Below are 16497 nucleotides of genomic sequence, written 5' to 3'. Positions count from 1 at the left end.
AATGAAAAGAATTTTACCATTTCTGAGCCTCCTGATTTTGGTTGCGTGTGCACCCGAAGATGATCATGCAGCACCCGGGGAAAACTTTGAACTTGCTGTAGAAACCAATATGGATCTTCCTGCGGTTTTGGGTTTACATTTTCAAGATCCCGAAAGGTTGGTGACTTTTGATAAGGACCTTGTTCTCGAGGCGTATGTAGTTTCCAGCGACGAGGCGGGTAATTTTTATAAGGAAATGGTAGTGCAGGATAAACCTCACAATCCAACCGCAGGAATAAATATAAAACTCAACATGACTTCTTATTACCAGTTTTTCAACTTCGGAAGAAAGATTCATATAAACCTTAAAGGTCTTAGTGTGGGCCAGGTAAATGGGGTGGCGGCCTTAGGGGTGGCCGAAGGTAACCAAATAGTGAATATTCCCCAGTCGAATGTGTCACGGCATATCTACAGAAGTTCTGAAGTAGCTGAAATTAATCCAAAGATCATCCAGGCTTCAGAATTTAATGACGGGCTGGAAAATCTTTTTGTCATGATCAACAATGTTCAATTCAATAAGCTTTTAACGAATCCTGAAAAACCTGGTACCTATGCGGCCGAAGAGAATGATGAGTTTGACGGGGAAAGACTGGTGGAGAGCTGCACGGGAGATTTTCCTTTTATCCTTAGCACCAGTACTTATGCCGACTTTGCAGCTTTGAAACTTCCTAAGGGTTCGGGAAATGTGAGTGGAATTTTAACGCGTGACTTCTATGATGAGTTCTATACGATATACGTGAACTATCCGGGAGATATCGAATTGAGTACAAATTTAAGATGTGATCCAAAAGTTGTCGACTGTGGCCTGGCTTCTCAAAGTGGGAATAAAATCTTATTCGAGGATGACTTTAGCTCTCAAAGGAATAACAAGCCGGTTGAAGGCAAAGGCTGGAAGAATATTATCCAGGAGGGCTCCCGACCATGGGAAGCCTATACCGCAAAAGGAGCAAATGCTTCGCTGGGACGATCGGCCAGGATGAGACCTTCAGGTTCTGGAGATGTTCGCAGTCTTAGCTGGTTGATCACTCCCAAGATAAATTTTGATTCTAATAACGGGGAGGCACTTAGCTTTAAAACCTCTACCAGTTTAGCCAATGGCAGTTTTATGGAAGTACTGATTTCGACCGACTGGGATGGAGTGGAGGAAAATCTTTTAAAGGCAGAATGGAATATACTTTCTGCCGCCTATATTGCGCAGAATAATGATTTCTTTGGCGATTGGATCTCCTCCGGCCTTGTGGACCTTTCCTGCATAGAAGGCAAAGGTTATATAGCCTTCCGGTACACCGGTAGCGATCATACCTACTACAATGGGGTTTATGAACTGGATGATGTAATAGTTTCTGCAGATTAATTCTGCAGAAACTATTCAGAAATTAATCTTCTACCATGCCTTCCAGCTTCAGCAGAAAAGCGTATTCGAGAGCTGTCTCTTTGTAGCGTTCAAATCTTCCGGAGGCACCGCCGTGACCCGCTTCCATATTGGTATCCAGTAAAAGCAGGTTGTCATCTGTCTTTTTATCCCTTAATTTGGCTACCCATTTTGCAGGTTCCCAATACTGTACCTGTGAATCGAATAAGCCCGTCGTAACCAGCATGTGAGGATAATCTTGTTCAGCAACATTGTCGTAGGGAGAGTAGGATAGCATGTAGTCGTAACTTTTCTTGTTCTTTGGATTTCCCCATTCATCAAACTCGTTGGTGGTGAGAGGAATGGTTTCATCCATCATGGTTGAGATTACATCTACAAATGGGACACCGGCTATAACACCATTAAACTTTTCGGGAGCCATGTTGACTACCGCTCCCATTAGAAGGCCACCGGCACTTCCGCCCTTGGCATAAAGATGTTCGGGAGAAGTGTAGTTATTTTCAATAAGATGTTCGGCCACGTCAATAAAATCGGTGAAAGTATTTTTCTTCTTGAACATTTTACCTTCCTCGTACCATTCCCGGCCCATATCCTGACCGCCGCGCACATGCGCAGTGGCAAAGATGAATCCGCGGTCCAGCAGGCTTAAAATTGCGGAATTGAAGAAAGGATCCATAGAAGAGCCATAAGAACCGTAAGCATACAATAACAGCGGAGTATAATCACTCTTTTCGGTGGTTTTTTTGTAGACCATAGTAACAGGAACATGAGCTCCATCCCTTGCTTCAGCAAAGAATCTCTCGGTTACATAATCTTCGGGATCATGGCCTCCCACAACTTCCTCTACTTTTAAAACATCCTTCTCTCTTGTTTCCATATTGTATTCTACTGTTGAAAGGGGCGTGGTAAAAGAGGAATACATATAGCGTAGTTTGTTGGTCTCAAACTCGGGATTGATAGAAAAGAAAGCTACATATGCCGGCTCATCAAATTTAAGATAATGCTCTTCTCCTGATTCCTGATCAATTACGCGAATTTGAGTTAAAGCATTACCCCTTTCATTGACCACCAGGTAATTTTCAAAAACCTCGATATCCTGCAGGAGAACATTTTCGCGGTGAGGAATTACTTCCTCCCAGTTTTCCTTAGCCGTGTTATCTTTGGGAGTTTCCATGAGCCTGAAGTTCTTTGCATCAAGATTTGTCACCACGTAGAATTTATCTTTGTAATGTTCAATACTGTATTCCAGGTCTTCTTCACGAGGTGTGAATTGTTGAAACTCCCCGTTAGGATCATCGGCTTTAAGAATATAATGATCGTTGGCAAGAGTACTGCGCGTGTTGATGATCACATATTCATCAGACTTTGATTTGTCTACCCCTATGTAAAAAGAAGGATCTTTTTCTTCGTAAACCAGGTCATCTTCAGTATTTTCCTCTCCCAGGGTGTGTCTTAGGATTTTTTCGGAAAGCAGGGAAACCTTATTCTTGGTTGTATAGAAATATGTTTTATTATCGTTGGCCCAGGCGCCGCTACCGGTGGTGTTATCAAGTTTGTCATTCAACATTTCCCCGGTCTCCAGGTTCAGGAATTGAATGTGGTAGACCCGGCGGCTAAGTGTGTCTTCTCCAAAAGCCAGAATTTTATTGTCAGGACTTACCTCCAGGCCGTTCACTGCATAGTAATCATGACCTTTAGCTCTTTCATTGGCATTGATAAGGATCTCTTCCTTTGCATCCATACTTCCCTTTTTGCGGGCGTAGATTGGATATTCCTTACCTTCTTCATACCTGGTATAATACCAGTAGCCATTCTTGAAATAAGGTACAGACTCATCTGTTTGTTTTATGCGGCCAACAATTTCTTTGAACAATTTTTCCTGCAAATGCTCTGTGTCCCCCATTACTTCTTCGGTGTAGGTATTTTCAGCATTCAAATAGGCCAGTACCTTCTGAGTTTGCTCATCGGGACTTTCGGCTATTTTCTGTTCATCTGTAAGCCTCATCCAAAAGTAAGGATCGGTGCGGGTGTGGCCGTGAATACTGAGAACTGAATCCTTCTGTATCACATCCGGCGCTTCGGAATAATTTGAAGCGGAAACTCCTTTTTGAACAACGACCTGGGCGGAAAGATTCTGGAAGCCCACCAGCAGGAATACTATTAATAACTGAAATTTTTTCATACCGCTAAGATTGTTAATGGGATGTTACTGCTGCTAATTTGCAAATTTATTTCCAATTTCTTATAATCTACAGGAAAATTGTACCCGATCTTCAAGTTTTAAAGCAGATCTTATGGTAAAATTGCATTTTCCGCTTAGGACTTTCCCGGCTCTTCTGAAGCAGTTAAATCTATTTCAGCGGAAGCCCCAGCTGTCTCGCTTGTGATGCTCCATCTCTTGCGCCCCACCGGCGGATGATGAGATCATCCTTAATTGTAAACCATTCCATGGCAACAAGCTCATAGGATTTCCCGGTAGGTTCATTTCCCATAAATGGTCCTTTAAAAGTTCCTGTCTCGGTGTATCTTGCTGCAACTATATCCCCTTCAGCACACAACTCTTCGATCTTCAGTTGCATCCCCAGTCCCTCCACGAGTTGTCTCCAAATGGGCATCACCTTATCTATAAGCCCTTTTCCTAAAACTCCCTGGATCTCGGCTTTCGGTGAAAACAGAGCAGCTAATTTTTCCATTTCTCCGGCGTTAAAAGCGTTTACATAAGCTTCAACTATTCTTTTATTTTGTTCCTGTTGGTTCATGATCAATGTTTTAATTCGTGAGTATAAGACGAGGAAGGTACTCAAACGTTTCACCGTAGATGAAATATTTGTTGGAGGAGTTCTTCCTCCTTTCCCAAAGTTTAGATTTCCAAGTCTTATATTTGCACCCGCTAATGAATATCCATGCAACAAGAATTTTCTTTCCAGGTATCTCCTGAAACTGCCGGAAATACCGAGGCCGTAAAACACTTTGTAGCCAAACAGTATGGGCTTCCCATTAATGAAATCACCCATGTGGAGGTTTTAAAGAGAAGTATTGATGCACGGCAAAGAAACATTAAGGTGAACCTGAAGGTGCAGGTATACCTGCAGGAAGATTTTGAGGAAAAAAAGATCACAACTCCCGAATATAAAGATGTTTCTAATGCCGAAGAGATTATAATAGTCGGGGCAGGACCTGCCGGACTCTTTGCTGCTTTGCGCTGTATTGAACTGGGCAAGAAACCAATTGTGGTCGAGAGGGGAAAGGATGTTCGCGCCCGCCGCAGGGATCTCAAAAAGTTAAATATTGAGCACGTTGTAGATCAGGATTCCAATTACTGTTTTGGAGAGGGTGGTGCAGGCACTTATTCTGATGGTAAGCTTTACACCAGGAGCAAGAAAAGGGGAGACGTAAATCGCATTTTAGAGCTGCTGGTTGCCTTTGGTGCTACAAATCAAATCCTGGTGGAGGCGCACCCGCATATCGGCACTAATAAGTTACCTGCAATTATCCAGGATATCACAAAAACTATTATAGATCACGGCGGAGAAGTTCTTTTTAATTCCCGTGTTACAGATATCCTTTTGCAAAATGAAGAGATTGCGGGAGTTGTACTAATGGATGGCAGGAAAATAGTTGCCAAAAAACTCATTTTAGCCACAGGTCATTCTGCCAAGGATATTTTTACCCTGCTTTACAATAAAAAGATCTTTATTGAAGCCAAACCTTTTGCTCTGGGAGTAAGAGTGGAACATCCACAGGCTTTGATCGACCAAATTCAGTACCACACTGCAAATAGGGGAGAGTTTTTACCTCCCTCTTCATACAGCATCGTAAAACAGGTGAAGGGCAGGGGCGTTTATTCCTTCTGCATGTGCCCCGGCGGGATTATTGCGCCCTGTGCGACTTCCCCGGGAGAGATCGTGACTAATGGCTGGTCCCCCAGTAAAAGGGATCAGGCCACTGCCAACTCGGGGATTGTGGTGGAAATAAAACCTTCAGATTTTGCCATTTTTGGAGACTCTCCGTTGGCAGCTCTTAAGTTTCAGCAGGAAGTGGAGAAAAAGGCTTGGATAGCCGGAGGAAAAACCCAGACAGCACCCGCTCAACGGTTGGTAGATTTCAGCAGCGGGAAGATATCTTCTTCTCTACCCGAGACTTCCTATAAACCGGGGATCGCTTCAGTTGAACTGGGAGAAGTATTGCCTGGATTCGTATATGAAAGCCTTCAGAAGGGATTTATAGAGTTTGGGAAAAGCATGAAGGGATATTTTACCAATGAAGCTGTTGTGCATGCGACCGAATCAAGAACATCTTCCCCGGTGAGAATCCCAAGAGATAGGGAAACCCTGGAACATGTTCAGATCAAAGGTCTTTATCCCTGTGGGGAAGGTGCAGGATATGCAGGCGGAATTGTTTCAGCAGCTATTGACGGAGAGAAATGTGCTGAAAAAGCTGTTCTGGCAATGGGATAAAAAAAGAAAGTGGAGCCAAGATGCAAGAGCCAAGACTAAAAGTGAACCTGCCTGATTTTTGGTTTTCACATTTAGGTCTGGAAAATTTCTTAAAAGATTTCGGCCACAGGTGTGATAACTGATAATAAAGCATATCTCATCTGTTCTTTATCTGTCTTGGCTCTTGGAGTCACAAATCTTATTAAAAATTTACTTCTTATAAGCCTCTGCATAAGGAGACCAGATCTCATAGATAGGATCACCTTTAGAACTCTTTCCCCTGTGATGCCATTCACCGTTTTTTATATCATACTCAAAGTCCAGACTGGCTCCCACGCGGCTGTCGTCTCTTGAGAAAAATTCTATGTTCTCAATGTATTTTCCGTCCTCTGCTTTATAGGTGCCACCGCCGGTTCCAAAGAATTCGCCGGTATCGGAATTAAATGCCACCCATTGAAATCTTTCGCCACCCAGGATCTTTATGGTTCTTCGAGCTCCGGGGGTGCTGCGACTCAATTCGCCGCTCCTTTGTTTTCCTGTGATCACCCAGTTTCCGGCAAGATCATTATTCTTTTTTGAAATGCGCTTCCAGGTTGAAGTTGTGCCGTCTTCGGCTGTAAGAATAAGCATATTTTGACGAATTTCAACAGGCTCAAAAGTGCGGGTTTTCCCAAGGTTATTTGTGTCTGCTGTATCAAAGTCGTAGGTCTCCTTGTAGAAATCATCCATAGTGTATTCACCTCCAAGAGCACTTATGAATTTGTTGGTTTCGGTTTCACGGGCGCCCTGGGCAAAGTAGCCATCCATATAAATTCTTACTGTCTCCCGATCACTTACAGGTTGATCGTTAATTTCCATGAGTTGCCACGAACCCTCCAGGTCCTGTGCAGTCGCCATTGCAAAAAACAATAGCATTGAAAAAAGAATCAGGCTTTTCATATTCAGTAATTTAGCTTCTCAAAATTACTGATTTTTCAGAAATTATTCTTCTTCGTCAGTGTAGGTGTCGTACTCGGGATAAAGAAAATTATTATAAGGGAACCGTGTAATGTGTATCTCGCGAACTGCTTCGTATAACTTCTTACGGAATTCCTCCAAATTCTCCTTATTGAGGGCAGAAATGAAGAGAACATTGTCACCCAGACGGTTCATCCAGGTATTTTTCCATTCGGCTAAAGTATTATGAGAGCTGGTTTTTTCGGTCATTAGGTCGTCCTCTTCGATCTTTTCGGCTTCATAAGCGTCAATCTTATTGAAAACCATAAGGACAGGTTTTTCGGCGCTTTTGATCTCAGCCAGGATCTGGTTTACAGAAGCAATATGATCCTCGAATTGTGGATGCGAAATATCTACTACGTGCAGCAAAAGATCTGCTTCCCTTACTTCGTCCAGTGTTGATTTAAAGGATTCGACTAATTGTGTAGGTAATTTCCTAATGAATCCTACAGTATCTGTTAGCAGGAATGGCAGGTTTCTTATCACAACTTTACGCACCGTTGTATCCAGAGTCGCAAATAGTTTATTTTCAGCAAAGACTTTACTCTTGCTTATCACGTTCATTAAAGTAGATTTTCCAACGTTGGTATATCCAACCAAAGCTACTCTTACCAGCTGGCCACGGTTGCCACGTTGAACTTCCATCTGCTTATCAATGGTTTCAAGCTTTTTCTTTAAAAGAGCGATCTTATCACGAACAATACGTCTATCGGTTTCTATCTCTGTTTCCCCGGGTCCTCTCATTCCAATACCTCCACGTTGACGCTCGAGGTGGGTCCACATCCCGGCGAGACGGGGTAGTAAATATTGGTATTGAGCCAGTTCTACCTGTGTACGTGCATAACTGGTTGTGGCACGCTGGGCAAAGATATCCAGGATAAGATTGGTCCTGTCCAGTACCTTACAGTTGAGGATCTTTTCAATATTTTTCTGTTGGGCAGGGGAGAGTTCATCATCAAAAATTGCAGTCCCTATTTCATGTTCTGAGACATAGGCCCGCACTTCTTCCATCTTTCCAGAACCAATAAAAGTTTTAGGATCTGGACGCTCCATTTTTTGGGTGTAGCGTTTCACTACTTCTCCTCCTGCGGTGTAGGTTAAAAACTCCAGTTCGTCAAGATATTCTTCGAGCTTTTCTTCATTCTGCTCCCGGGTGACGATCCCGATTAAAACTACCTTTTCGTATTCTAAATCGTTTTTTTCTAACATAAAAGATTGGCTATTCCAACAAAGTTACATAAATATGCGCTACAAGTACAGGCATGATTAAAACAGCCGTCTTAAACATTAGCCAAAATTGGCTCCTGAGATCGATATGCTTTTGTTCCTGAAGAAATTAAAAATTGTAGGTGACCGCGGCTCCAAAAACCTCTCTAATCTGGAAAGCTCCTATAGTGTTATCATCGTAGATCGCCTGAAAAATAAGGTTGGCCGACAGGAATTTATTGATACTCATATTGAGATTCATTAAATAGTCGAGATCAATATTTCCCGGCTTATCGAGATAATTTGAGTAAAGACTAAGAGTGTTTTCCAAAATGACGTTTTCGATTAGTTTGAATTTTCCATATCCCGTTAAAGAGGCACCAAATTCAAACCGCATGGTTTCTCCTTTATCAACTCCGTAATAACTTCCATCCACATATCCCGGGGCATTGGTGAAATCACCATCTACAAATATGAACCGCGAAGTTGCAGGTGCTATATTAAAATGCAGATCATCGCTTTTATGCCATCCAATACCGGGTCCTGCTTTTAAATAGGCCGGGGAGAAAAAATGGGAGGTTTCGGTGCGGGTGATCTCTCCTGTGTCGGGGTCTTCAGAAAAAACATAACCGCTGTCAAACTGCGATTGGAAATGTGCGAAAAATGAATAGAACCAATTGGTTTCTTTGATCTGTTTTCCCACAATAGAATTTATTTCAAACCTGTCATTGGTCTTCCTTATAAATTCATCGGTCTTTACCTTTGTAAGTCCGTAGGTTGCCCAGACTTTGTTATCCCAGGTAATATCATCCATCAAGTAATTGAAGCTGTAATCAAAAGTGAGATTTCCCGCAAGACTGGAAGTTCCTCCGCCGGCCCATTCTTTATTAAAAGCTGACTGGTTAAACAGGAGTTGAATATTCCCTTCTGTAGTCCATCCTTCCTTCTGTTCTTCGGCCTCCCCTTTTTCCTGGGCATTGGCAAAAAATCCTATAAAAATGAAAACTGAAAGTAGAACTCTCTTCATATTTATTTTTTATAAAGTGGAACAGAAGAACAAGCTTCGCCGTACATAATGCTTCTGGCTACCGGCTGAAGTTTTGATATTAATTGAAGATAGGCATTTTGAGGAACAGGTCTCCTGGAACAGCCTTTAATAATAACCGGTGCTCCCTCATATTTTGTCACGTCAAGTTCCTGTAAAATTTCGGTGTAGAGTACGGTTTCGAGCATTTCAAGATTGCCTACCACAACTTTTTTGGCAACAGGGGCCAAGTAAGTGTTTAGCAGCATATAAGCCCACCCGGGAATAATGGCGTCACTTGAGCAAGTTAGAGCCACATATTTTCCCTCAAACCGGGACCAGTTGTAAGCTTTAGCAGTCGCTCTAAAATCCTTTTCCCTAAGAACGAAACCTTCCAAAAGCCAGTCTTTTATGTCGAAAACCACGCGTTCGCCTACAGGATAATAATCTTCCAGGTCAATAGTAACAAGTTTACTGTTGGCTATTCGGTTTACAATTTCTTCGGCCATAAAAGTTGTTAGAAAATTACTGTTTAATTAGAGCATTCCAAGTTCGAGCTTGGCTTCTTCACTCATAAGGTCCTGGGTCCATGGAGGATCAAAAGTGATCTCTACTTCACAATCCTTTACCTCATTCATGGATTTAACCCTTTCCTCAACTTCCATGGGTAGCGATTCGGCTACAGGGCAGTTTGGAGTTGTAAGAGTCATAAGGATCTTGATCTCGTTGTCCTCGTTTACCATAACGTCATAGATCAATCCAAGTTCGTATATGTCAACAGGGATTTCGGGATCGTAAATGGTTTTTAAAACCGTTACGATTTTTTCTCCCAAAACTTCTGAATTCTGTGCGTGTTCCATTTTAATTCAATTGCGTTTGATATGCAACAGCATACATTTTTAACTGCTTAATCATGCTTACCAGCCCATTGGCCCGGGTTGGTGACAAGTGTTCTTTTAGTCCTATTTCATCAATAAACGCCGTATCGGCATCTATGATGTCTTTAGGATGTTGATTTGAATATGCCCGGATAAGAATAGCAATAATTCCTTTGGTTATTATTGCATCACTATCGGCCGTAAAAATTAATCGGTCGCCTTCGAGTTCAGCATGAACCCACACTTTGCTCTGGCAACCCTTTATCAGGTTTTCTTCTGTCTTGTACTTTTCTTCTATAAGCGGAAGTGACTTTCCAAGTTCGATCATATGTTCATACCGCTGCATCCAGTCGTCAAACATTTCGAACTCATCAACAATCTCGTTCTGTATTTCTTTGATATTATTACTCACTATGCTCAATTTTAATTAAGGTCATTAAAGGTATGTTATTACTGGAATAAACCACAATTTCCTTACCATTGCGATCCAGCCTGGAAGCCTTTTCAAGAGAAGAAAGAATTTGTTTCTCCACTTCCATTTTTCCCTTGCAGTACTTTCTGGTATTCATAGGGGTAGAAAACTCAAGGTTGTTTCCCTGTTGACTGTAATTAGCTGAAAATCTATTACATCCCGTATTCCCTGATACCCTGTTACCTACAGGGCTAAAATCGAAAATTATTTCATTTTCAAGAGATTGTTCGACATCAATTTCTATCACCCTGTATTCTCCCAGCAAAATTTCTTCTGTTACCGTATCTGCGGTATTCGCACAGGAAAACAAAATCAGAGAGCAAACTAAAAACAGGATTTGTTTCATAACCCGTAAATTAGGATAGCATATTTTTAGCCCTTTTTACGGCCTCCACAAAAATATCGATCTCTTCTTTAGTATTGTAAAAGGAAAAAGAAGCTCTTACTGTTCCCGGAATTTTATAATAATCCATAACCGGTTGGGCGCAGTGGTGGCCGGTTCTTACTGCTATTCCCAGTTTATCTATAATGGTCCCGATGTCATAGGGATGAATATCGCAAATGTTAAAAGAGATCACTGCAGTTTTTTCTGCGGAAGTGCCATAAATTCTCAAGCCTTCTATTTCCTGAAGCTTCTCTGTGGCATATTCCAGTAATTCATGTTCATAGGAAGCTATGTTTTCAAAACCTATGGAATTCATGTAGTCTAAAGCGGCTCCAAAAGCAATCCCGCCGCAGATGTCGGGTGTGCCGGCTTCAAACTTGTGAGGAAGATCGGCGTAGGTTGTCTTTTCAAAGGTCACGGTCGCGATCATTTCACCTCCTCCCTGGTAGGGAGGAAGTTTTTTTAACCATTCTTCTTTTCCGTAAAGCATACCTACCCCTGTAGGTCCACACATCTTGTGAGCAGAGACAACATAAAAATCCACATCCAACTCCTGGACATTTGCTTTTATATGTGGTGCCGCCTGGGCGCCATCCAATAGGACAGCAGCGCCTACACCATGAGCTTTGTCGATAATTTCCTCAACAGGATTAATAGTGCCTAAGGCATTGGATACGTGATTTACAAAAACCAGCTTTGTTTTTTCTGAAAGAAGTTTTTCATACTCCTTCATGTTGAGCGTACCATCGTCATTCATAGGAATAACCTTTAGCTTTGCTCCGGTTCTTTCGCAGAGCATTTGCCACGGTACTATATTGCTGTGATGTTCCAGGGCCGAAACTATAATCTCCTCACCTTCCTTTAGAAGCGAGGAAAATCCACTAGCGACAAGATTGATCGCATGGGTTGTTCCCGAAGTAAAAATGATTTCATGAGATTGAGCGGCATTAAAATGTTTTTGCACTTTAACCCTTGCCTGCTCATAAGCATCTGTAGCTTCTTGTGAGAGGGTATGCACTCCACGGTGGATATTGGCATTATAGCGCGTGTAGTAGTCTACAATAGCGTTTATTACCTGCTGCGGAGTTTGAGAGGTTGCCGCGTTATCGAAATATACCAGAGGTTTTCCATTCACCTCGCGTGAGAGAATGGGAAAATCCTTGCGGATAGTTTCGACATCAAAATTAGTTCTGGTAGAGGCAACTTTCATTAAAAATGGGTTTAATATCGTTAGAGGCTATAGCCTACATTTACGCCAAGTTTTAAAGCAATAATTTTTGTGATCCTGGTTTTAAGTTCAGGAATTTTTACACTCTCTAATACATTATTTGCAAAGGCGTACATTAATAAGGCTCTTGCTTCTTTTAAAGGAACCCCACGGGATCGAAGATAGAATAAGGAATCATCGTCGAGTTGTCCAATGGTACATCCATGGCTACACTTCACATCATCGGCAAAGATTTCCAGCTGTGGTTTTGAGTTAATGGTTGCCTTATCATCCAGCAGAATGTTGTTGTTAGCTTGAAAAGCATTTGTTTTTTGAGCCTCCTTGTTCACAATAATCTTTCCGTTGAAAACCCCTGTTGAAGATTCTGCGAAAACACCTTTATAATCCTGATGACTTTCACAGTTTGGCTCCATGTGGTGCACTAGTGTATTGTGGTCTACATGTTGTTTTTCTCCAATTACTGTTATTCCTTTAAGGGTGGAATCTATGCGCTCACCTTTTTGATAAAAGTTCAGGTTGTTGCGGGTAAGATTACCCCCGAAAGAGAAGGTATGAACAGAACAATTACTTTCTCTGTGCTGTTCAATAAATGTATTATCGATCAATGAAGCCTGGTGATTGTCATTTTGGATTTTGTAATAATCCACAATAGCACGTTTATCGGCATAGATCTCGGTTACAGAATTCGTAAGGACCGGATGATCTGTAAGACTTTGGTGCCTCTCGATAATCTGTACATGCGAATTTTCTCCTACAACAATCAGGTTTCTTGGCTGTACTAAAAGGGCCGACTCATTTCCCGTGGAAAAATTGATCACCTGGATTGGCTTATCGGCCATGGTGTTCTTGGGAATATTGATAAAAGCACCTTCCCTTGAAAAAGCTGTATTAAGCGAGGTAAGGCTTTCTTTTGGTGCCACTGTATTGAAGTAATTGTCAATAATTGGCTTGTACTTCGAACTGTTCAATGCAGAAGACATCAAACAGGCATCGATCTTCTCATGTGTAGTTGCCGAGAGATGAGAAGCATAGATCCCATCGATAAACACGATCTTATATGTATCGATGTCATCAATAAAATATTTCTCAACATCCCGGTAATCAATGGTGTCCTCTTTCTTTGGAAACACGGTATAATCGTGCTTCAAAACCTTGTTTAACGAGGTGTATTTCCAGGCTTCCTGCTTTTTGGTAGGAAATCCCATTTCCTCAAAATCCTTGATCGCCCGGCTTCTTATTTCGTGGATATCTGTATGCATGTCCACATTCTCTTCAAAAGCCAGAAATGAGGATAATAATTTATCTTTTAACTCCATTGTTCTTTTTTCTTACTCCCCAAAAAAGGGAAAATTAAAAGGTTTTTCTGCTGCGTTCTTACGCTCCTACTTCTTCCTTGATCCAGTCGTAACCTTTTTCTTCCAACTCGTAAGCCAGTTCTTTTCCGCCAGATTTTACGATCTTCCCGTCAAGCATCACGTGCACAAAGTCAGGAATAATATAATCGAGAAGTCTTTGGTAGTGAGTGATCACCAGTGTGGCATTATCTGGCCTTCTTAATTTATTGACCCCATTGGCCACGATGCGAAGCGCATCGATATCCAAACCTGAATCTGTTTCGTCAAGAATAGCCAGTTTTGGCTCTAGCATTGCCATTTGGAAGATCTCATTCCTTTTCTTTTCCCCTCCCGAAAATCCTTCGTTAAGTGAACGTGACAGGAATTTGCGGTCGATCTCTAAAAGTTCAGATTTTTCACGAATTTTCTTCAGCATCTCATTCGCGGGCATATCTTTAAGACCTTTGGCCTTTCTGTTCGCGTTGATCACGGTACGCATAAAGTTGGTTACCGTTACTCCCGGGATTTCTACGGGATATTGAAAAGAAAGAAAAACACCTTTATGTGCCCTTTCTTCAGGATCAAACTCGGTAAGTTCTTCCCCTTCAAAAATGATCTCTCCACGGGTCACTTCATATTCTTCTTTCCCTGCGATAACAGAAGAAAGCGTACTTTTTCCTGAACCGTTAGGTCCCATAATAGCATGTATTTCTCCCGCATTAATTTCGAGATCTATACCTTTTAATATTTTAAGACCTTCTACTTTGGCGTGTAAATTCTTTATTTTAAGCATAATTTCTATATTTCCTGAAATCTCAGGGTTTGTCTATGTCTTTTTTAACTTTTGGTGCAGTTGCAGAGTCTGGAATTCTTGCAGATATCTCCAGGATCTCCTTGATCTGCACCAACTCTTCCCAACCTTGTTGCCCGGGATTCTGTAATATTTTTGCCTTCACGGTCACGGGGACCATATCGAATTCATCTCTTTTGAAAAAAGCAACACTATCGGCCAGCTTTCGGCTTATAGAATCCATCTCCACTCCGTAAATAAAATCTTTCCCTTTGATAACTGCTGCGTCTGCCAGAAAGATGAAATCCCCTTTTATTGTAGGGATGCTGTCTTTCACAACTACAACTTCCTGTTCTGTATCTTCGGGGGTAGAATCTTCGCCACATCCCGTAAACATGAACAAAACAGCCAGTAATGAAAAATAAATCTTCTTCATAGTTCCTTATCCTACAGAGCCTTCAAGGGAAATTTCCAGTAGCTTTTGCGCTTCAACCGCAAATTCCATTGGTAATTTATTCAATACTTCTTTGCTGAAACCGTTAACAATAAGGGCAATAGCTTTTTCAGTATCAATTCCTCTCTGGTTACAGTAAAATATCTGGTCTTCTCCAATTTTACTCGTGGTAGCTTCGTGTTCTACCCTTGCAGTTTTATTTTTGGCCTCAATGTAAGGGAAGGTATGCGCACCACATTTGTCGCCCATCAACAGGGAATCACATTGTGAGAAATTCCGTGCATTTTCGGCTTTGCTATTGATCTGTACCAAACCACGATAGCTGTTCTGGCTAACCCCTGCAGAAATACCTTTGGAAATGATCGTACTCTTTGTATTCTTCCCAATGTGGATCATTTTGGTTCCTGTATCTGCCTGTTGAAAATTATTTGTTACAGCAATAGAGTAGAATTCTCCTACAGAATTATCACCTTTCAGGATACAACTCGGATATTTCCATGTCACTGCCGACCCGGTTTCGACCTGTGTCCAGCTTATCTTGGCGTTCTTTTCGCAAATACCACGCTTGGTAACGAAATTGTAAACTCCGCCTTTTCCTTCTTTATTCCCGGGATACCAGTTCTGTACAGTTGAGTATTTGATTTCGGCATCATCCAAAGCGATAAGCTCCACCACCGCAGCATGCAATTGATTCTCATCCCTTGATGGAGCAGTACAACCTTCCAGATAACTTACATAACTTCCTTCATCGGCAACTACAAGAGTTCTTTCAAATTGTCCCGTCCCGGCCTGGTTAATCCTGAAGTAAGTAGACAACTCCATTGGGCATCGTACTCCCTTAGGAATATAACAAAAAGAACCATCACTAAATACTGCGGAATTTAAAGCAGCATAGAAATTGTCTTTTTGAGGCACTACAGTTCCTAAATGTTTTTTGACAAGCTCTGGGTGCTCCTGAATTGCCTCACTCATCGAACAGAAAATAATTCCTTTTTCGGCCAGGGTTTTTTTGAAGGTAGTAGTTACAGAAACAGAATCCATAACAACATCTACCGCCACCCCTGCAAGCTTTTTCTGCTCATCAAGAGAAATCCCCAATCTTTTGAAGGTATCCAGTAATTCTGGATCAACTTCGTCAAGACTATCATATTTTGGCTTTTTTGAAGGCGCAGAATAATAAGAAATGTCCTGAAAGTTCGGTTTTTTATAATGAACATTCGCCCATTCCGGCTCGATCATTTCCTGCCAGGCCTTAAAAGCTTCAAGGCGCCAGTTGGTCATCCACTCCGGCTCATTTTTCTTGAGGGAGATCGCTCGCACAATATCTTCATTAAGCCCCACAGGAAAAGTATCAGATTCAATATCGGTGTAGAATCCGTACTTATACTCTTTATTGTCTAGCTCTTTTTTTAAATCATCTTCTGTATATGCCATCTTTCTATGTTCCAGGTTTAAGGTTCTAAGTTCAAGGTTATTCTTTCCTAAACTTCGTTCCCTTCAAATCAGTATTTTGCAAATAATTCATAAAGGAGCTTATCTGCCTGCTCAATTGAATCAATTTTTCCAAGAGAAAATCAAATATTTCCTTTTCAATATATTTCCTATCAAATGCGCGATAAAGTTGAGATCTTGTTTCACCACAAGATGCTTTTGCTATCGCCAGGAATTGAATAAATTCCCTGTTGCCATTTCTCTCAAATCCTTCAGCAATATTGTCCATTATTGAACCCGAAGAACCGTTTAACTGGTTGTAAAGTTTAAAGTCAGTCTTAAGGTCGGTTTTTTCTTTAATTGTAAAAATATCATTGCAAATTACCCGGGCACTCTTCCAAATTTCCAGATCCTCAAATTTTTTTACCGTCCCCATTGACTTTAAACCTTAA

General features: G+C 41.5%; 17 protein-coding genes. 2 read left to right on the top strand and 15 right to left on the bottom strand.

What is annotated here, in order from left to right:
• Position 1: 1 nt before the first annotated feature.
• On the top strand, positions 2 to 1393 hold the full coding sequence (locus OU683_RS04185) for a DUF5689 domain-containing protein (protein WP_268135526.1): 1392 nt from the start codon (positions 2 to 4) through the stop codon (positions 1391 to 1393).
• 22 nt (positions 1394 to 1415) lie between these two features.
• On the opposite strand, the gene OU683_RS04180 is transcribed toward OU683_RS04185, so the two are convergent.
• Both OU683_RS04180 and OU683_RS04175 read right to left on the bottom strand, forming a co-directional pair.
• On the bottom strand, positions 1416 to 3593 hold the full coding sequence (locus OU683_RS04180) for a S9 family peptidase (protein WP_268135524.1): 2178 nt from the start codon (positions 3591 to 3593) through the stop codon (positions 1416 to 1418).
• Between the two features lie 169 nt (positions 3594 to 3762).
• Complete coding sequence (locus tag OU683_RS04175) at positions 3763 to 4170, bottom strand: ester cyclase (protein WP_268135522.1); 408 nt, start codon at positions 4168 to 4170, stop codon at positions 3763 to 3765.
• A 144-nt stretch (positions 4171 to 4314) separates the two neighbouring features.
• Here OU683_RS04175 and OU683_RS04170 point away from each other — a divergent pair, with 144 nt between their 5' ends.
• The gene (locus OU683_RS04170) at positions 4315 to 5868 is read left to right on the top strand and encodes an NAD(P)/FAD-dependent oxidoreductase (RefSeq protein ID WP_268135520.1); all 1554 of its coding nucleotides are present in this window, start codon (positions 4315 to 4317) and stop codon (positions 5866 to 5868) included.
• A 189-nt stretch (positions 5869 to 6057) separates the two neighbouring features.
• On the opposite strand, the gene OU683_RS04165 is transcribed toward OU683_RS04170, so the two are convergent.
• The 13 genes from OU683_RS04165 to OU683_RS04105 all read right to left on the bottom strand — a co-directional run bounded on the left by OU683_RS04165 (position 6058) and on the right by OU683_RS04105 (position 16481).
• Positions 6058 to 6786, bottom strand: a complete 729-nt coding sequence (locus tag OU683_RS04165; RefSeq protein ID WP_268135518.1) for a hypothetical protein — start codon at positions 6784 to 6786, stop codon at positions 6058 to 6060.
• A gap of 42 nt (positions 6787 to 6828) precedes the next feature.
• A complete protein-coding gene (gene hflX, locus OU683_RS04160) occupies positions 6829 to 8052 on the bottom strand; it encodes a GTPase HflX (RefSeq protein ID WP_268135516.1) in 1224 nt (407 codons plus the stop codon).
• A 127-nt stretch (positions 8053 to 8179) separates the two neighbouring features.
• Positions 8180 to 9076, bottom strand: a complete 897-nt coding sequence (locus tag OU683_RS04155; protein ID WP_268135515.1) for a DUF3078 domain-containing protein — start codon at positions 9074 to 9076, stop codon at positions 8180 to 8182.
• Positions 9077 to 9078: 2 nt separating this feature from the next.
• A complete protein-coding gene (locus tag OU683_RS04150) occupies positions 9079 to 9582 on the bottom strand; it encodes a DUF2480 family protein (RefSeq protein WP_268135513.1) in 504 nt (167 codons plus the stop codon).
• 27 nt (positions 9583 to 9609) lie between these two features.
• Positions 9610 to 9933, bottom strand: a complete 324-nt coding sequence (locus tag OU683_RS04145) for an SUF system Fe-S cluster assembly protein (protein WP_228913669.1) — start codon at positions 9931 to 9933, stop codon at positions 9610 to 9612.
• A gap of 1 nt (position 9934) precedes the next feature.
• Positions 9935 to 10363, bottom strand: a complete 429-nt coding sequence (locus OU683_RS04140; RefSeq protein WP_326493543.1) for a SufE family protein — start codon at positions 10361 to 10363, stop codon at positions 9935 to 9937.
• Complete coding sequence (locus OU683_RS04135) at positions 10356 to 10769, bottom strand: META domain-containing protein (RefSeq protein WP_268135508.1); 414 nt, start codon at positions 10767 to 10769, stop codon at positions 10356 to 10358. Before OU683_RS04135 ends, OU683_RS04140 begins: the two co-directional genes overlap by 8 nt.
• 10 nt (positions 10770 to 10779) lie before the next feature.
• A complete protein-coding gene (locus OU683_RS04130; protein WP_268135506.1) occupies positions 10780 to 12018 on the bottom strand; it encodes an aminotransferase class V-fold PLP-dependent enzyme in 1239 nt (412 codons plus the stop codon).
• A 20-nt stretch (positions 12019 to 12038) separates the two neighbouring features.
• The gene (sufD, locus tag OU683_RS04125) at positions 12039 to 13352 is read right to left on the bottom strand and encodes a Fe-S cluster assembly protein SufD (RefSeq protein ID WP_268135505.1); all 1314 of its coding nucleotides are present in this window, start codon (positions 13350 to 13352) and stop codon (positions 12039 to 12041) included.
• Positions 13353 to 13410: 58 nt separating this feature from the next.
• A complete protein-coding gene (gene sufC / locus OU683_RS04120; RefSeq protein WP_268135503.1) occupies positions 13411 to 14163 on the bottom strand; it encodes a Fe-S cluster assembly ATPase SufC in 753 nt (250 codons plus the stop codon).
• A gap of 22 nt (positions 14164 to 14185) precedes the next feature.
• Positions 14186 to 14596 carry a hypothetical protein gene (locus OU683_RS04115; RefSeq protein ID WP_268135501.1) on the bottom strand — a complete coding sequence of 137 codons (411 nt, stop codon included), beginning with the start codon at positions 14594 to 14596 and terminating at the stop codon, positions 14186 to 14188.
• A 6-nt stretch (positions 14597 to 14602) separates the two neighbouring features.
• Complete coding sequence (gene sufB / locus OU683_RS04110; RefSeq protein WP_268135500.1) at positions 14603 to 16048, bottom strand: Fe-S cluster assembly protein SufB; 1446 nt, start codon at positions 16046 to 16048, stop codon at positions 14603 to 14605.
• Between the two features lie 37 nt (positions 16049 to 16085).
• Complete coding sequence (locus OU683_RS04105) at positions 16086 to 16481, bottom strand: four helix bundle protein (RefSeq protein ID WP_268135498.1); 396 nt, start codon at positions 16479 to 16481, stop codon at positions 16086 to 16088.
• Between the last annotated feature and the right edge of the window lie 16 nt (positions 16482 to 16497).

The organism is Salinimicrobium sp. TH3 (assembly GCF_026676115.1).
GTDB lineage: Bacteria > Bacteroidota > Bacteroidia > Flavobacteriales > Flavobacteriaceae > Salinimicrobium.
The sequence above is the reverse complement of the archived record's forward strand: the minus strand, read 5'-3'. Positions and strand labels throughout refer to the sequence as shown.

What these genes read in the sequence shown, in the direction of transcription:
- sufB (WP_268135500.1), bottom strand. Translation starts at nt 16,048, where the DNA reads ATGGCATATACAGAAGATGATTTAAAAAAAGAGCTAGACAATAAAGAG.
- OU683_RS04115 (WP_268135501.1), bottom strand. Translation starts at nt 14,596, where the DNA reads ATGAAGAAGATTTATTTTTCATTACTGGCTGTTTTGTTCATGTTTACG.
- OU683_RS04150 (WP_268135513.1), bottom strand. Translation starts at nt 9,582, where the DNA reads ATGGCCGAAGAAATTGTAAACCGAATAGCCAACAGTAAACTTGTTACT.
- OU683_RS04170 (WP_268135520.1), top strand. Translation starts at nt 4,315, where the DNA reads ATGCAACAAGAATTTTCTTTCCAGGTATCTCCTGAAACTGCCGGAAAT.
- OU683_RS04130 (WP_268135506.1), bottom strand. Translation starts at nt 12,018, where the DNA reads ATGAAAGTTGCCTCTACCAGAACTAATTTTGATGTCGAAACTATCCGC.
- OU683_RS04155 (WP_268135515.1), bottom strand. Translation starts at nt 9,076, where the DNA reads ATGAAGAGAGTTCTACTTTCAGTTTTCATTTTTATAGGATTTTTTGCC.
- OU683_RS04135 (WP_268135508.1), bottom strand. Translation starts at nt 10,769, where the DNA reads ATGAAACAAATCCTGTTTTTAGTTTGCTCTCTGATTTTGTTTTCCTGT.
- sufC (WP_268135503.1), bottom strand. Translation starts at nt 14,163, where the DNA reads ATGCTTAAAATAAAGAATTTACACGCCAAAGTAGAAGGTCTTAAAATA.
- OU683_RS04175 (WP_268135522.1), bottom strand. Translation starts at nt 4,170, where the DNA reads ATGAACCAACAGGAACAAAATAAAAGAATAGTTGAAGCTTATGTAAAC.
- sufD (WP_268135505.1), bottom strand. Translation starts at nt 13,352, where the DNA reads ATGGAGTTAAAAGATAAATTATTATCCTCATTTCTGGCTTTTGAAGAG.
- OU683_RS04165 (WP_268135518.1), bottom strand. Translation starts at nt 6,786, where the DNA reads ATGAAAAGCCTGATTCTTTTTTCAATGCTATTGTTTTTTGCAATGGCG.
- OU683_RS04145 (WP_228913669.1), bottom strand. Translation starts at nt 9,933, where the DNA reads ATGGAACACGCACAGAATTCAGAAGTTTTGGGAGAAAAAATCGTAACG.
- OU683_RS04180 (WP_268135524.1), bottom strand. Translation starts at nt 3,593, where the DNA reads ATGAAAAAATTTCAGTTATTAATAGTATTCCTGCTGGTGGGCTTCCAG.
- OU683_RS04185 (WP_268135526.1), top strand. Translation starts at nt 2, where the DNA reads ATGAAAAGAATTTTACCATTTCTGAGCCTCCTGATTTTGGTTGCGTGT.
- OU683_RS04105 (WP_268135498.1), bottom strand. Translation starts at nt 16,481, where the DNA reads ATGGGGACGGTAAAAAAATTTGAGGATCTGGAAATTTGGAAGAGTGCC.
- hflX (WP_268135516.1), bottom strand. Translation starts at nt 8,052, where the DNA reads ATGTTAGAAAAAAACGATTTAGAATACGAAAAGGTAGTTTTAATCGGG.